We start from the raw sequence: 15,346 nt of genomic DNA, 5'->3' as shown, positions 1-15,346 counted from the left end.
GGGGTCATGCGGCTCTTCGATCACGCCGCCGCCACCCCCATGCGCGAGTCGGTGCGGCAGGCGCTCGCGACGGCCGAGCCGCTCGCCAATCCGGCGTCGACCCACCGCGAGGGCCAGCGTGCCCGCGCCGTGCTCGAGGACGCCCGGGAGCGGCTCGCCGCGACGCTCGGCGCCCATCCGACCGAGATCATCTTCACCTCCGGCGGCACCGAGTCGATCAACCTCGCGCTGAAGGGCGCCTGGTGGGCGGCTGCCGATGCCGGACGGCGCGGCGCCATCGTCGTCCCGGTCGCCGAGCACCACGCGACCCTCGACGCGGTCGAGTGGCTCGAGCGGCAGGGCGCCGAGCTGCGCTGGATCGGCGTCGACGGGCACGCGGTGACCGACCACGGGGCCTTCGCCGATGCGCTCGGCGGCACCGCCGCATCCGCTGCCTCGTCCTCGTCGTCGGCCGCGGCTGCCGTCGCCACCATGCTGGTCGCCAGCAACGAGCTGGGCTCCCTGCAGCCGATCGGTGCGGTGGCGGATGCGTCGGCGCGCGCGGGCGTGCCGCTGCACCTCGACGCCGTGGGCGCGTTCGGGCATCTGCCGTTGCGGTTCGCCGAGACGGGGGCGTCGCTCATGAGCGTCGCGAGCCACAAGCTCGGCGGACCGCACGGCGTCGGCGCGCTGGTCGTGCGGCGCGACGCGCGGCTCGAGGCGCTGCATCACGGCGGCGGGCAGCAGCGCGGGCTGCGCTCGGGCACGCAGGATGCGCTGGGTGCGTCGCTGTTCGCGCTCGCCGCGGAGGAGGCGCTCGCCGAGCTCGACGCCGAGTCGGCGAGGCTGCGCGGGCTGACCGAGCGGATCCTCACCGCGGTCGCGCCGCTGCCGGGCGTGCGGGTGCTCGCGAGCGACGACCGGCTGCCGCACATCGCCCACTTCGTCGTCGAGGGAGCGCAGGGGGAGTCGCTGCAGTTCCTGCTCGACGAGGCCGGCTTCGCCGTCTCGAACGGCTCGGCGTGCTCTGCCGGCGTCTCGCGCGAGAGCCACGTCGTGCGCGCGTGCGGGGTCACGGGCGTCGCGCCGCTGCGATTGTCGCTCGGCCGCACGACGACCGCCGCCGACGTCGATGCGCTGCTCGATGCGCTGCCGGCGGCCATCGAGCGCGCCCGCGCCCTCTGACGCGCCCGCCTGTCGGGCCGCGCCCGCCCGTCGGGCCGCACCCGCCCGTCGGGCCGCGCCCGCCTGTCGGGAGTGACGACTTGCTGTTCGAATGTCGCAACTCGCGTGCACAGACTCGTCATTCGCCGGCACCGTGGCTCGACTCGCTGCGGATCGGTACCCTGGATGGCGGCGATGATCAGGAGGTGCGCGTGAAGGTGCTGGCAGCCATGTCGGGCGGGGTCGACTCCGCCGTCGCCGCGGCGCGCGCCGTCGACGCCGGCCACGAGGTCGTCGGCGTGCACCTGGCGCTCAGCCGCATGCCCGGCACCCTGCGCACCGGCAGTCGCGGGTGCTGCACCGTCGAGGACGCGATGGATGCCCGCCGCGTCGCCGACAAGCTCGGCATCCCCTTCTACGTGTGGGACTTCTCCGAGCGCTTCCACGCCGACGTGGTGCAGGACTTCGTCGACGAGTACGCCGCCGGCCGCACCCCGAACCCGTGCCTGCGGTGCAACGAGAAGATCAAGTTCGAGGCACTGCTCGACCGCGCCATCGGGCTGGGCTTCGACCGGGTCGTGACGGGACACTACGCGCGCGTCGAGCACGCGCAGTCGGGCGTCGAGCCGCCCGCTGTCGAGCGCTCCGGCGTCGAGCTGCCCGGCGTCGAGCGCTCCGGCGTCGAGCGCTCCGGCGTCGAGCTCCACCGCGCCGCCGACTGGGCCAAGGACCAGTCCTACGTGCTGGGCGTGCTCACCGCCGAGCAGCTCGCGCACTGCTGGTTCCCGCTCGCCTCGACGCCCACGAAGGCCGAGGTGCGGGCAGAGGCCGCCGAGCGCGGTTTCCTGCTGGCGCAGAAGCCCGACAGCCACGACATCTGCTTCATCCCCGACGGCGACACGCGGGGCTTCCTCGCCGAGCGGCTCGGCTCCGACCCGGGCGAGATCGTCGACCGCGACGGCGCCGTCGTCGGCAGCCACGATGGCGTGCACGGCTACACCGTCGGCCAGCGCCGCGGCATGTCGCTCGGCGTGCCCTCGCCCGACGGCCGCCCGCGCTTCGTGCTCGAGGTGAAGCCCTCCACCCGTCAGCTCGTGGTCGGGCCGAAGGAGGCGCTCGCCGTCTCGCGCCTGGCCGGCACCCGCATCTCCCACGCCGGCGCACCGCATCCGCGGCTCTCCGACGGCCTCGACATCGAGGTGCAGATCCGCGCGCACGCCGACCCGGTGCCCGCCCACGCGCGCATGGTCGGCGACGAGCTCGTCATCGACGCGGTCGAGCCGCTCACGGGCGTCGCGACCGGCCAGTCGGCCGTGCTCTACCTCGGCACCCGCGTGCTCGGGCAGGTGACGATCGACCGCACGGTCGCCGCTGACGAGCTCGTGACGGCGGATGCTTCGGTGTCAGCGGGTACGTCGGTGTCAGCGGATGCGTCGGCGACGCCGGGCGAGCGCGCGGCCGGCATGCGGGGTGCCGAGTGACGCTGCTCGAGGAGCTGCTCGCGCTCGAGCACGCGGGCTGGCGCTCGCTGTGCGATGCCACCGGCGGTGACTTCTACGGCCGCACGATGACCGATGACGCGCTGATGGTGCTCGTCGACGGCTCGGTGCTCGACCGGGATGCGGTGGCCGCGTCGCTCTCGGATGCCCCGCCGTGGGCGTCGTACGAGATCGTCGAGCCGCGGCTGCTCGCCCTCGGCGATGACGCCGCCTCGCTCGTCTACACCGGCGTCGCGCGGCGCGAGCAGGGCGAGGACTTCGTCGCTCGCATGGCGAGCACCTACGTGCGCGAGGGCGGCGGCTGGCGGCTCGCGCTCTACCAGCAGACGCTGCGACCCTGAATCCCTCGCTGACGGCGCAGTGGTCGCCGAGGTGCTCGGTGGTGGCTGAACTGCTCGGTGGTGGCCGAACGTCTCAGTGGTGGCCCTCTTGCTCGAGCAGCGACTCGTCGAGCGCCGGGGCATCGCCCTCGTCGACCTGCTGCACCGCGCCGTGCTCGCCGTGCGGCACCGCGTAGCGGCCGGCCTCGGTGCCGGCCAGCGCCGCGGTCGCCACGGCGGCCACGACGGTCGCTGAGGCAGCGATGGCCAGCAGCGCGGGCACGGCGCGAGGCTCGTCCCCGCTTCCGGATCGCGGGCGGGCGAGGAGTGCGGCCGCCCCGAGCGCGAGCGCGCTCTCGCCGAGCATCGGCCCGAGCGGCAGCACCGCGGCAGCCCCGGGCAGCGCCGCGAGCGCCGCGACCCAGGCGACCGTCGGCAGCGCGAGCGGGCCGAGCACGGCGACGACCGGCAGCGGGCGTCCGCGCAGCGCCAGTACGGCGACCACGCCCTGCCCGACACCGGCCGCCACCAGGGGCAGCGCCAGCCATGGCACTGCGGTGAGGGCAGAGGGAGCGGCGCCCACCGCGAGTGCGATGAGTGCCGCCCCGAGCGCCGAGACGGTCCCCGCCATCCGCATCAGCGCAGCCATGATCGCTCCTACGCCGTCGCGTGCTGCGCGCTCGTGCTGCGGTCGAGCGCGAGCGCGAGCCCGTTGCCGAGCAGGACGATGGCCGAGGCGAGGTGCAGGCTGTGGTCGGCGGTGGTGAGCGCCAGGATGTTGCAGGCGGTGGACTGTGCCATGACTCCTCCTTCACTCGCTGCCGTTGCCGGCCTGCGCGCCGCCATGGCGCACGAGGTGTCTGCAGGGGTTCGGAGCACCGGGACGGCCGGATTGGATCGCTTCGCCACACCGCATGCGAGCAGGGGATGTGGGGCGGATGCGGCGAACGCGTGGGTCGTCGGTGGCACGATGGGTGCATGGCGAGCCCCAAGGCCCCGACGACCACCGAGACGTCCGCGACGAGCGACGCCGACGCATCCGCAGCACCGTCGACGGCGACGAGCCTCACCGCCGCGAACACCAGGGTGCAGGAGCTGCGCGAGCGCATCGAGGAGGCGAGCGCCGCGTACTACGACCGCGACGCCTCGCTCATGGACGACGCGAGCTACGACGCGCTGGTGCGCGAGCTGGATGTTCTCGAGCGTGAGCACCCGGAGCTGCAGAGCCAGGACTCGCCCACGCAGGCGGTGCAAGGCGGCGCCGCGAGCGGGCTGCCGACGATCGAGCACGCCGAGCGCATGATGAGCCTCGACAACGTCTTCTCGGTCGAGGAGCTGCGCGAGTGGTGCGCGAAGGCGGAGGCGGCCGCGGGCAGGAGGGTCGCCTGGCTGACCGAGCTGAAGATCGACGGCCTCGCGGTGTCGCTGCGCTACGAGCGCGGGGTGCTGACGAGCGCCGCGACGCGCGGCGACGGCCGCGTGGGCGAGATCGTGACGACGAATGCGCTGCGGGTGGCGGGCATCCCCGAGCGGCTGACGGGGGAGGGTCACCCCGAGATCGTGGAGGTGCGCGGCGAGGCGTTCATCCCGGTGGCGGCATTCGAGCGGCTGAACGCGCTGCAGGAGGCGATGCGGCCGCGCTCGGTCGAGGAGGATCGCGCCCGGCTGGGCGCGAAGCTCGACGAGGAGAAGGCGGCCGACCGCGCGCTGCGCCGGTTCCCGACCTTCGCGAACCCGCGCAACGCCGCATCCGGCGGCCTGCGCCAGCAGCTCGAGAAGAAGACCGGGCTGGAGCACGAGGCCGGCGAGGCCCGCATCGCCGCGCTCGCGGTCTACGTGCACGGCATCGGCGCGTGGGACGACCCGCCCGTCGCCGCGCAGAGCGAGGTGTACGAGCTGCTGGCCTCGTGGGGGCTGCCGACCAGCCCGCACACGCGCGTCGAGCCCGACGTGGATGGCGTGGTCGCGTTCGTCGAGCGGTACGGGGCGGGGCGCGGCGAGGTCGAGCACCAGCTCGACGGCGTGGTCGTGAAGGTCGACGAGCTCGCGCTGCACGGTGAGCTCGGCTTCACCAGTCGCGCGCCGCGCTGGGCGATCGCCTACAAGTACCCGCCGGAGGAGGTGCACACGAAGCTGCTCGACATCGTCGTCTCGGTCGGGCGCACGGGTCGCGCGACGCCGTACGCGTCGATGGAGCCGGTGCACGTCGCAGGCTCGGTCGTGCGCCAGGCGACGCTCCACAACCAGGACGTGGTGCGCGCCAAGGGCGTGCTGATCGGCGACACCGTCGTGCTGCGGAAGGCGGGCGACGTCATCCCCGAGGTGCTGGGCGCGGTCGTCGAGCTGCGCGACGGGAGCGAGCGCGAGTTCGTGATGCCGGCCGACTGCCCCGAGTGCGGCACGCCGCTGCGGGCGATGAAGGAGGGCGACATCGACCTGCGCTGCCCCAACGCGCGCTCCTGCCCGGCGCAGGTGCGGGGGCGGGTCGAGCACATCGGCTCGCGCGGGGCGCTCGACATCGAGGCGCTCGGCGAGGTGACCGCCGCCGCGCTGACGCAGCCGACCGTGCCGCCGGAGCCGCCGCTGGTCACCGAGGCGCGGCTGTTCGACCTCACCATCGACGAGCTGGTGCCGATCGAGGTGGTCGTGCGCGACGCCGAGACCGGCGAGCCCAAGGTGGACGAGGAGGGCGCGCCGGTCGTGCGCGCCCCGTTCCAGCGCGTCGAGCTCACGTATCCGCCGGGCGCCGAGGGGATGTCGGCGGCCGAGCGCCGCAAGGCCGGCATCCGCAAGGATCACCGCGTGCTGCACCCCTCGGCGCAGGCGACCACGCTGCTGGCCGAGGTCGAGGCGGCGAAGACCAAGGACCTCTGGCGCCAGCTCGTCTCGCTCAACATCCGCCACGTCGGCCCGGTGGCCGCCCGGGCGCTGGCCGACTGGTTCGGCTCGCTCGCGGCGATCGAGACGGCGGATGCAGCCGAGCTCGCGCAGGTCGACGGCGTCGGCCCGATCATCGCCGACGCGGTCGTCGAATGGTTGGCGGTCGACTGGCACCGCGAGATCGTGCAGACCTGGCGGGATGCGGGGGTGCGGTTCGCGACGCCCGATCACCCCGGTCCCGGCGCGGCCGCCGAGCGCGGCGGCGTGCTCGCCGGGCTCACCGTCGTCGCGACCGGCTCGCTCGAGGGCTACACGCGCGACGGGGCGCAGGAGGCGATCATCGCCGCCGGCGGCAAGGCCGCCTCGAGCGTGTCGAAGAAGACCGACTTCGTCGCGGCCGGACCCGGCGCCGGCTCGAAGCTGGCGAAGGCGGAGGATCTCGGCATCCGCATCCTGGACGCGGAGGGCTTCCGGATCCTCGTCACCGAGGGCCCCGACGCCCTCCCGATCGCAGAGGAGCAGTGATGGACGCCATCGCCGTACTGACCGAGTCGTTCTCGCGCGTGCCGCAGCTCGCGCGGCGCGCCGTCGAGGGCCTCACGCCTGAGCAGCTCGCCTGGGTGCCCGCCGAGGGCGCGAACCCGATCGCCTGGCTCGTGTGGCATCTCGCCCGCGGGCAGGACGCGCAGATCGCACAGGTCGCCGGCACCGATCAGGTCTACGCCTCGGGCTCCTGGGCGCCCCGGTTCGGACTGCCGTCGGATGCGGACGACACCGGCTACGGCCACGACGAGGAGGATGTGCGCGCCGTGCGCCCGGAGTCCGCGCAGACGCTGCTCGACTACCTGGCTGCCGTGCACGAGGCGACGCTGGCCTACCTCGACACGCTCGAGGCGGCGGACCTCGATCGCGTCGTCGACGACGCATGGGATCCGACCGTCACGTTCGGCGTGCGGCTGGTGAGCATCGTCGACGACGACGTGCAGCACGCCGGCCAGGCCGCCTACGTGCGCGGGCTGCAGGGCGCGTGATCGATCGGCTCGCGATCGAGGGCTACCGCTCGATCCGCTCCCTCGTGGTCGAACTGGCGCCGCTCACGGTCGTGACCGGTCGCAACGGCACCGGCAAGTCGAGCCTCTATCGCGCGCTCCGCCTGCTCGCGGCCGCCGGGCAGGCTCGCGCGGTCGCCGAGCTCGCGGCTGACGGTGGGCTCGACGCGGTGCGCTGGGCGGGGCCGGAGACGATCAGCCGCGCGGTGCGCGAAGGCGGGCCGACGCAGGGCCTTCGCCGTTCCGGACCCGTCGCGCTGAAGCTCGGCTTCGGCGCTGCCGACGGGCTCGGCTACGCGATCGACCTCGGGCTGCCGGTACCGCAGGGCGACCCGCAGCATCCGAGCATGTTCGACCGCGACCCGATCATCAAGCAGGAGCACGTCTTCGCGGGCCTCGACCCGCGCCCAGCCGGCGTGCTGATCGAGCGCAGGGGGCAGCTCGCCCGCGCCAGCGGCGACAGCGGATGGCGCGAGCTCACCCGCGGCCTCGCGCCGTGGACGTCGGTGCTCGACGAGCACACGGGCGCAGCGGATGCACCGGAGATCGCCGGCGTGCGCCGCACGATGCGCTCGTGGCGGTTCCACGACGCGTTCCGCACCGACCCGGGGGCACCAGCACGCCAGCCGCACGTCGGCACTCGCAGCCCGCGGCTCGACGACGACGGCGGCAACCTCGCCGCGGTGCTGCGCACGTCGATCGAGGCGGGCTTCGATCGTGAGATCGCACGCGCGGTCGCCGACGCGTTCGACGGCTCGGGTCTCGAGATCGCCGTGCACGACGGCCGCATGACGCCCGTGCTGCACCAGCGCGGCATCCTCCGCACGCTGTCGGCCGCCGAGCTCTCGGACGGCACGCTGCAGTACCTGCTGCTGGTGGCGGCGCTCACGTCGGTCGAGCAGCCGAGCCTCATCGTGCTCAACGAGCCGGAGCGCAGCCTGCACGTCGAGCTGCTCGCGCCGCTGGCCGCGATGGTGCGCCGGGCAGCGGAGCGCACGCAGGTGCTCGTCGTCACGCACCAGCAGCAGCTGGTCGGCGAGCTCGGCGGCAGCCGCATCGATCTCGAGAAGCAGCACGGCGAGACGATCGTGTCGGGGCGCGAGGGGCTGCTCGACCAGCCGCCGTGGCACTGGCCGAAGCGCTGAGCCGCCCGCACAGCCGCGCTCGGTAGCGTGCCGGCATGGCTGATCGACACGACGTCCAGACCGCCTTCGGTGACCTGCTCACGATCGACGGCGGCGCCTCCCTGTCGCCCTGGAGCGAGGTGTGGAGCGCGCGCGTGCACGGCGGCGCCGAGGAGGTGCCCGCGATCGTCAAGCAGACGTGGGGCAGCCCGGAGCCCCTCGAGGCGTGGCAGCGCACACTGGTGGCCCGGGGCATCCGCACGGTCGCGCCGCTCGCGCCCGCCATGGCCGTCGGCGAGGGTGACGGTGTCGAGCACTGGGTGGCGTACCCGCGCCTCAACGGGCGCGACTGGGATGGCGGCAGCGCCGACCTCGGCGCGGCTGGCCGGCTGCTGGGCGAGATGCACGTCGCCTCCGAGGGGCTCGTGATCGACGGCTTCCCCGGCTTCGAATGGGGCAACCCGGAGCGCGCCTCGATCGACGAGGACATCGCGGCGATCGAGGCCTCCGCCGCGGAGCACTGGCCGGGTCTGGACGTCTCGCGCTGGGTGAGTCAGCTCGATGGCTTCGTGCCGCTGCTCGAGCGCGTGCGCGCGGCCGATGTGCCGCAGCTGCCCGCATCGCTCGACCACCGAGCCGACAACCTGCTGTTCGACGTCGAGGGCGCACTGATGCTCGATCTCGAGAACGCCGCGCTCGCCCCGCGCATCCTCGACCTGGCGGTCGCGGCGCTGCTGTTCCCGCTCGAGCACGCCGGCTCCGGCGGCAGCGCGCTCGGGGGCGCGGAGTGGGCGGCGTTCCGCGACGCGTACCTGGCCGCGTGCCCGTTGACGCGGCAGGAGCGCGAGCTGTGGCCGGCGGCGCTGACGTACATGAAGCTCGAGTGGGGCACCTGGCACCTCACCGACGGTGTCGAGGCCGTGCCGGAGGGCAACCTCGGCTACCTCCAGGACCTGCTCACGCTCGACGAGCACGCCCGCTTCCCGCTCGGCTGAGTCCGGCCTCGCGCGCGAGCGCCGGCGCTCCTACAGTGGAGCGCATGCCTGCATCCCGCACCGAACCGAGCGCCCCGGTGCCCGGCGAGCGGGAGTGCTGAGCGGCATGCGGCTGGTCTTCGCCCACGGCAGCGGCCACGTCGGCCGGCAGGCCTTCCCCGAGCAGGCGGAGGCGTTCCCGGATGCTCGCTTCCCGGTGCTGCCCGGCTACGGCGACGACGCTCCGGCCGTCGGTGATGTCGCGGCCGCCGCCCATCTGCTGGCGCTGGAGGCGGCCGAGGCGGACGGCCTGGTCGGCTACAGCTTCGGCGGCGTGAGCGCGGCGATCGCCGCGTGCATGGAGCAGCCTGCCGCGCTCGTGCTCATCGAGCCGGCGCTCTTCCAGCTCTCGCGCGAGCAGCCCGCGAGCGCCGCGCTGATCGCACGGCTCGAGCCGATCTACCTCGACGCGGCACTGACGGATGAGCGCTTCGGGCGCAGCTTCCTCCGTGCGCTCCAGGGCGAGGATCCCGGCCCGCTCGTCACACCGGACGCCTTGTCGTGGTCGCGGCGCACGCGGCTGCACGGCGCACCGTGGCGGCATCGGGTCGACCCGGACTGCATCGCCGAGACCCGCACGCTCGTGCTCAGCGGCGGCTGGAACGACGAGTACGAAGAGGTCGCCGCTTCGCTCGTCGAGCTGGGCGCCGAGCACGCGGTGCTCGCGGGCCACGGGCACCGCGTCATCGACCATCCCGAGTGCTCGGAGCGCATCCGCGCCTTCATCGACGCCGGCTGAGCGGCGCTCCGCTCAGAACAGGGTCGGCACCGGCTCCGGCGTGGGCTGGCTCGTCGACGGCAGCTGCCTCGCCCGCGGCGGGGGAGCGGCGAGCCCGGTGCCCGCGGTCGTGAGTACCCGCGCGAGCCGGTGCTGCCGCAGCAGCGGCGCGATGCGGTCGCGCAGCCAGTCGCGGTACTCGCGCTTGGCGTAGGCGCCGCGCCCATAGATGCGGCCGTAGAGGGGGATGAGATGCGGATGCTCCTGCCGCAGCCACGACAGGTACCACTCGCGGGCGCCGGGTCGCAGGTGCAGCGAGCTGGCGATCGCGCTCGTCGCACCCGCCTCGGCGATGTCGGCGAATGCGCGCTCGAGGTGCTCGCGCGTGTCGGTCAGCCCGGGCAGGATCGGCGTCGCGAAGACGGCGCAGTCGAGCCCCGCCTCCCGCACCGCGCTCACGGTCGCGAGACGCGAGCGGGTGGTCGGCGTGCCCGGCTCGACCTGCTGCTGCAGCTCGTCGTCGAAGATCGCGATCGACATCGCGACGGAGACCGGCACGTCGCGCGCGATCGACGCGAGCAGCGGCAGGTCGCGCCGCAGCAGCGTGCCCTTGGTGAGGATCGAGATCGATGCGCCGTGCCGCGCGAGCGCCTGCAGCACGCCCGGCATCAGCCGGTAGCGGCCCTCCGCCCGCTGGTACGGGTCGGTGTTCGTGCCCAGCTGCACCGCGTCGACCTCCCGGCGAGGACCGGCGAGCTCGCGCCTGAGCACCTCGACCAGGTTGGCCTTCACGACGATGCGGGAGTCGAAGTCGGCGCCCGCGTCGAGATCGAGGTAGGTGTGCGTGTTGCGGGCGAAGCAGTAGCGGCAGGCGTGCTGGCAGCCGCGGTAGGGGTTGATCGTCCAGCTGCCGCCCATGAAGCCGTCGCCGGGCACCCGGTTGAGGGCGCTCTTCGCGGTGATCTCCATGAACGAGACGCCGTCGAAGCCGGGCGTCGGCCACTGCTCGAGCACGCTGCCGCGCGCCTCGAGGCCCGGCAGCGCATCGGTGTCGACGTGCGTCGCCGTCTGCCCTTCCCATCGCATGCGCACCATTCGAACACACGTTCGAGCCTCGCGCAAGCCTCGCCGCCATCCGCCGAAGGCGCGTCGATAGTCTGCTGACCGTGTGGGGGAGCCGACGGATGCGCGCGCTGCGCCCGGCGCTCTGGGCGACGGGGATCGTCGTGGCCTTCGCATTCCTGCTGACGCGGGTGCTGCGCCGTCCGATCACGGTCTGGCTCGATGTGCCGATGGTGCAGGGTGGCTGGGCGCTGCTGGTCGCCGCCGCGCTGGTCGCCACGATCGGGCTCGGCGGCGCGTCCCTGTGGCATGCCGCGGTGCTCACGCGGCTGGTGCGCGTGCGCCGCATCGACCTGCTCATCGCACTGCTCGGGGGTGGGATGCTGCTGCTCGCGATCGCCATCGTGGTGGCGGCCGGGAGCGATGCGGCTCTGGCGCGCACGCTCCTGCTGCTGGCGCTGCCGCTGTGGGTCGGCGGCTGCGCGGCGGCGGCGCTCGCGCTGGCGATCCTCATCCACCTGCGGCGAGGGCGCTCGGTGCCCGCTGCGGGCACGGTGCTGATCCTGGGCGCGGGCCTGCGCGGCCGCGAGGTCGGACCGCTGCTGCGCACCCGGGTCGAGCGCGGTGCCGAGCTCTGGCGCCGCTCACTCGCCGCGCGTCCCGATGCGCGCATCGTGGTCGCCGGCGGGCAGGGACCGGACGAGGTGCGCACCGAGGCGTCGGCGATGGCCGAGCACCTCATCCGTCGTCTCGGCGTCGCCGCCGGTGCGATCGACCTGGAGGAGGCGTCGACGACGACGCGCGAGAACCTCGAGCTCTCGCGGCCGTTCCTCGCCGCGCCTGCACGCGCGCCGCTCGCGGTGGTCACGAGCGAGTACCACGCTTACCGCACGGCGTGGCTGCTGGTGCGCACGGGCATCGACGGCACGGTGGTCGGCGCGCGAACCCGGCGCTCGTACCTGCCGGGGGCCGTCGTGCGGGAGGCGCTCGCGGTCGCAGCAGAGCACCGCTGGTGGTGCATCGGCGCGGCGGCCGTGCTGTGGGTGCTCGCGGCCTGGGCCGTGGTCCAGCAACCGTAGGATTGAGGGAACCCCGCTCACGACGAGGAGACGCATGTCTGAGATCACTCGCGAGGATGTCCAGCACTTGGCTGGACTGGCTCGCATCGCGCTCACCGACGATGAGGTGACGAGCCTGACCGCCGAGCTGTCGCAGATCGTCGACGCCATCGCGACCGTCCGCGAGGTCGCGGGCGACGACATCCCCGCCACCAGCCACCCGGTGCCGATGGCCAATGTCCTGCGCGAGGACGTGGTCGGCGAGACGCTCACGCACGAGCAGGCCTTCGCGGGCGCGCCGAGCCACGACGGCGAGCGCTTCCGCGTCACGGCGATCCTGGGGGAGGAGCAGTGATGGAGCAGGCACCGAGCGAGCTGACGCGCCTGCCGGGCCACGAGCTCGCCACCCTGATCGCGGCCGGCGACGTCTCCAGCGTCGAGGCCACGCAGGCTCATCTCGACCGCATCGCCGCCGTCGACGGCGAGATCCATGCCTTCCTGCACGTCAACGGCGGCGCGCTCGAGCAGGCGAAGGCGATCGACGAGCGCCGCGCGAGCGGCGAGCAGCTGCACGCGCTCGCTGGCGCCCCGGTGGCGATCAAGGACGTGCTGTGCACGATCGGCATGCCCTCGACCTCTGGCTCCAGGATCCTCGAGGGCTGGGTGCCGCCCTACGACGCGACGGTCGTCGCCCGGCTGAAGGCCGCCGGACTCGTCGCCCTCGGCAAGACCAACATGGATGAGTTCGCGATGGGCTCGTCCACCGAGCACTCCGCCTACGGCCCCACCCGCAACCCCTGGGACACCGAGCGCATCCCGGGTGGCTCCGGCGGCGGCTCAGCGGCTGCGGTCGCGGCATTCGAGGCTCCCTTCGCCCTCGGCAGCGACACCGGCGGCTCCATCCGCCAGCCAGCCGCGGTCACCGGCACGGTCGGCGTCAAGCCCACCTACGGCGGCGTCAGCCGCTACGGCGCGATCGCACTCGCCTCCAGCCTCGACCAGGTCGGGCCCGTGACCCGCACGGTGCTCGACTCGGCGCTCATCCACGACGTCATCGGCGGGCACGACCCCCACGACTCGACGAGCCTCAAGCGCGAGTGGCCCTCGTTCACCGCCGCCGCCCGCGAGGGCGCCGCATCGGGCAGCCTCGCCGGGCTGAAGGTCGGCGTCGTCAAGGAGCTCGACAGCGAGGGCATCGCCGCCGACGTGCAGGCGCGCTTCAAGGAGACCGTGCAGGTGCTGACGGATGCGGGGGCCGAGGTCGTCGAGGTCTCGTGCCCGTCGTTCGCGTACTCGGTCGCCGCCTACTACCTGATCCTCCCGGCGGAGGCCTCCTCCAACCTCGCCCGCTTCGACTCGGTGCGCTTCGGCCTCCGGGTCGAGCAGCAGGGCCAGACGGTGGAGGACGTGATGGCGGCCAGCCGCGAGGCGGGCTTCGGCCCGGAGGTGAAGCGCCGCATCATCCTCGGCACCTATGCGCTCTCGGCCGGCTACTACGACGCCTACTACGGCTCGGCGCAGAAGGTGCGCACGCTCATCCAGCGCGACTTCGACGCCGCGTTCGAGCAGGCCGACCTGCTGATCAGCCCGGCGGCGCCGACCACCGCCTTCAAGATCGGCGAGAAGATCGACGACCCGCTGGCGATGTACGTCAACGACATCACCACGATCCCCGCGAACCTCGCGGGCATCCCGGGCATGGGCCTGCCCATGGGCCTCGGCGACGACGGGCTGCCCGTCGGCCTGCAGCTGCTCGCCCCGATGTTCGAGGATGCGCGGCTCTACCGCGCGGGTGCGACCATCGAGGCGCTGCTCGCCGACGGCTGGGGCGGCATCCTCACCACCAAGGCCCCCGAGCTCGCAGGAGGCGCGGCATGAAGGCGAAGCTGATGGACTTCGACAAGGCGCTCGAGCTGTTCGAGCCGGTGCTCGGCTTCGAGGTGCACGTCGAGCTGGGCACGAAGACGAAGATGTTCTCGGCCGCGCCGAACCCGGCCCACCCCGAGTTCCACGGCGCCGAGCCGAACACGCTCATCGACCCGCTCAGCCTCGGGCTGCCCGGCAGTCTGCCGGTCACGAACGAGACCGCCGTGCGCTACTCGATCTCGCTCGGGCTCGCGCTCGGCTGCGAGATCGCGACCTCGTGCCGCTTCGCGCGGAAGAACTACTTCTACCCGGACACCCCGAAGAACTACCAGATCTCGCAGTACGACGAGCCCATCGCCTTCGAGGGGCAGGTCGAGATCGAGCTGGCGAACGGCCGGCAGTTCACGGTGCCGATCGAGCGCGCGCACATGGAGGAGGATGCCGGCAAGCTCACGCACGTCGGCGGCTCCACCGGCCGCATCCAGGGCGCCGAGTACTCGCTGGTCGACTACAACCGGGCCGGCGTGCCGCTGGTGGAGATCGTCACGCACATGATCTTCGGCGCCGAGCACGACGCGCCAGAGCTCGCGAAGGCCTACGTCGGCGCCATCCGCGACATCGTGCTCTCGCTCGGCATCTCGGAAGCCCGCATGGAGCGCGGCAACCTGCGCTGCGACGCGAACGTCTCGCTGCGACCGCGCGGCTCGGAGCGTCTCGGCACCCGCACCGAGACGAAGAACGTCAACTCGATGCGCTCGGTCGAGCGCGCCGTGCGCTACGAGATCCAGCGTCAGGCGGCGATCCTCGCCGACGGCGGCACCATCACGCAGGAGACGCGCCACTGGCACGAGGACACCGGGGCGACGAGCCCCGGCAGGCCCAAGTCCGACGCCGACGACTACCGCTACTTCCCGGAGCCCGACCTGCTGCCGGTCGAGCCCAGCCGCGCGCTGGTGGAGGAGCTGCGCGCCGCGCTGCCCGAGCAGCCCGTCGCGCGCAAACGCCGCCTGAAGGCTGAGTGGGGGTTCAGCGACCTCGAGTTCCAGGACGTCGTCAACGGCGACATGCTGCACCTCGTCGACGCGACCGTCGCCGCCGGTGCGGCGCCGCAGAGCGCGCGCAAGTGGTGGACGGGCGAGATCGCCCGCGTCGCCAACGAGCGCGGCGTCGAGGCGGCATCGCTCGTCGAGCCCGCCCACGTGGCCGAGCTGCAGCGGCTGATCGACGAGGGAGTGCTCACCGACCGATTGGCTCGACAGGCGCTCGAGGGCGTCATGGCCGGCGAGGGCAGCCCCGCAGAGGTGGCCGAGGCGCGCGGGCTCAAGGTGGTCATCGACGAGTCGGCGCTGGTCGCCGCGGTGGATGAGGCGCTCGCCGCGCAACCCGATGTGCTGCAGAAGATCCGCGACGGCAAGGTGCAGGCGGCCGGTGCGGTGATCGGTGCGGTGATGAAGGCGATGCGCGGTCAGGCGGATGCGGCTCGCGTGCGCGAGATCGTGCTGGAGCGCGCGAGCGGCTGAAGATTCGGTGCGGATCCGGCGATCTCTGGTTCCGCCGCATCCCAAGAAACTTCACAGGTTGAGGGGTACGCTC

15 protein-coding genes are annotated in these 15,346 nt (G+C 73.4%); 12 read left to right on the top strand and 3 right to left on the bottom strand.

Annotated elements, in window-relative coordinates:
* Positions 1-6: 6 nt before the first annotated feature.
* The 3 genes from J1M46_RS05935 (at position 7) to J1M46_RS05925 (ending at position 2,983) form a co-directional block, all read left to right on the top strand.
* Positions 7-1,164: a cysteine desulfurase family protein gene (locus J1M46_RS05935; RefSeq protein ID WP_206446981.1), complete on the top strand. Its 1,158-nt coding sequence runs from the start codon at positions 7-9 to the stop codon at positions 1,162-1,164.
* 191 nt (positions 1,165-1,355) lie between these two features.
* Positions 1,356-2,624 (top strand): tRNA methyl transferase PRC-barrel domain-containing protein, encoded by a 1,269-nt coding sequence (mnmA, locus tag J1M46_RS05930; protein ID WP_206446980.1) that lies wholly within the window; start codon positions 1,356-1,358, stop codon positions 2,622-2,624.
* Positions 2,621-2,983, top strand: a complete 363-nt coding sequence (locus J1M46_RS05925; RefSeq protein WP_206446979.1) for a DUF4440 domain-containing protein — start codon at positions 2,621-2,623, stop codon at positions 2,981-2,983. The genes mnmA and J1M46_RS05925 overlap by 4 nt, the downstream gene beginning before the upstream one ends.
* A 73-nt stretch (positions 2,984-3,056) precedes the next feature.
* Here J1M46_RS05925 and J1M46_RS05920 read toward each other — a convergent pair whose 3' ends face one another.
* Together J1M46_RS05920 and J1M46_RS05915 are read right to left on the bottom strand one after the other, a co-directional pair.
* Complete coding sequence (locus J1M46_RS05920) at positions 3,057-3,611, bottom strand: hypothetical protein (RefSeq protein ID WP_206446978.1); 555 nt, start codon at positions 3,609-3,611, stop codon at positions 3,057-3,059.
* Between the two features lie 8 nt (positions 3,612-3,619).
* Positions 3,620-3,763 (bottom strand): hypothetical protein, encoded by a 144-nt coding sequence (locus J1M46_RS05915; RefSeq protein ID WP_241249035.1) that lies wholly within the window; start codon positions 3,761-3,763, stop codon positions 3,620-3,622.
* Positions 3,764-3,940: 177 nt separating this feature from the next.
* On the opposite strand from J1M46_RS05915, the gene ligA reads away from it, so the two are divergent.
* The 5 genes from ligA to J1M46_RS05890 all read left to right on the top strand — a co-directional run bounded on the left by ligA (position 3,941) and on the right by J1M46_RS05890 (position 9,788).
* On the top strand, positions 3,941-6,367 hold the full coding sequence (gene ligA, locus J1M46_RS05910) for an NAD-dependent DNA ligase LigA (protein WP_206446977.1): 2,427 nt from the start codon (positions 3,941-3,943) through the stop codon (positions 6,365-6,367).
* Positions 6,367-6,873 (top strand): mycothiol transferase, encoded by a 507-nt coding sequence (locus tag J1M46_RS05905; protein WP_206446976.1) that lies wholly within the window; start codon positions 6,367-6,369, stop codon positions 6,871-6,873. The genes ligA and J1M46_RS05905 overlap by 1 nt, the downstream gene beginning before the upstream one ends.
* Positions 6,870-8,036, top strand: a complete 1,167-nt coding sequence (locus J1M46_RS05900; RefSeq protein WP_092918752.1) for an AAA family ATPase — start codon at positions 6,870-6,872, stop codon at positions 8,034-8,036. The genes J1M46_RS05905 and J1M46_RS05900 overlap by 4 nt, the downstream gene beginning before the upstream one ends.
* A gap of 35 nt (positions 8,037-8,071) precedes the next feature.
* Positions 8,072-9,010, top strand: a complete 939-nt coding sequence (locus J1M46_RS05895) for a phosphotransferase enzyme family protein (RefSeq protein ID WP_206446975.1) — start codon at positions 8,072-8,074, stop codon at positions 9,008-9,010.
* A gap of 106 nt (positions 9,011-9,116) precedes the next feature.
* Positions 9,117-9,788, top strand: a complete 672-nt coding sequence (locus J1M46_RS05890) for an alpha/beta hydrolase (RefSeq protein ID WP_206446974.1) — start codon at positions 9,117-9,119, stop codon at positions 9,786-9,788.
* A gap of 12 nt (positions 9,789-9,800) precedes the next feature.
* On the opposite strand, the gene J1M46_RS05885 is transcribed toward J1M46_RS05890, so the two are convergent.
* Positions 9,801-10,853 carry an Rv2578c family radical SAM protein gene (locus J1M46_RS05885; RefSeq protein WP_206446973.1) on the bottom strand — a complete coding sequence of 351 codons (1,053 nt, stop codon included), beginning with the start codon at positions 10,851-10,853 and terminating at the stop codon, positions 9,801-9,803.
* 98 nt (positions 10,854-10,951) lie between these two features.
* On the opposite strand from J1M46_RS05885, the gene J1M46_RS05880 reads away from it, so the two are divergent.
* From J1M46_RS05880 to gatB, 4 genes are read left to right on the top strand one after another with little or no spacing between them, the layout of a single operon-like run.
* Positions 10,952-11,908: a YdcF family protein gene (locus J1M46_RS05880; protein ID WP_206446972.1), complete on the top strand. Its 957-nt coding sequence runs from the start codon at positions 10,952-10,954 to the stop codon at positions 11,906-11,908.
* 34 nt (positions 11,909-11,942) lie between these two features.
* Positions 11,943-12,242, top strand: a complete 300-nt coding sequence (gene gatC, locus J1M46_RS05875) for an Asp-tRNA(Asn)/Glu-tRNA(Gln) amidotransferase subunit GatC (protein WP_206446971.1) — start codon at positions 11,943-11,945, stop codon at positions 12,240-12,242.
* Entirely contained in the window at positions 12,242-13,765 is a 1,524-nt protein-coding gene (gene gatA, locus J1M46_RS05870; protein WP_206446970.1) for an Asp-tRNA(Asn)/Glu-tRNA(Gln) amidotransferase subunit GatA, read from the top strand. Before gatC ends, gatA begins: the two co-directional genes overlap by 1 nt.
* Entirely contained in the window at positions 13,762-15,273 is a 1,512-nt protein-coding gene (gene gatB, locus J1M46_RS05865; RefSeq protein WP_206446969.1) for an Asp-tRNA(Asn)/Glu-tRNA(Gln) amidotransferase subunit GatB, read from the top strand. The genes gatA and gatB overlap by 4 nt, the downstream gene beginning before the upstream one ends.
* Positions 15,274-15,346: the final 73 nt, after the last annotated feature.

It is taken from the genome of Agrococcus sp. KRD186, from assembly GCF_017168255.1.
Taxonomy (GTDB): Bacteria; Actinomycetota; Actinomycetes; order Actinomycetales; family Microbacteriaceae; genus Agrococcus.
Note: the sequence above shows the minus strand (reverse complement) of the source record. Positions and strands in the feature narration are given on the sequence as shown.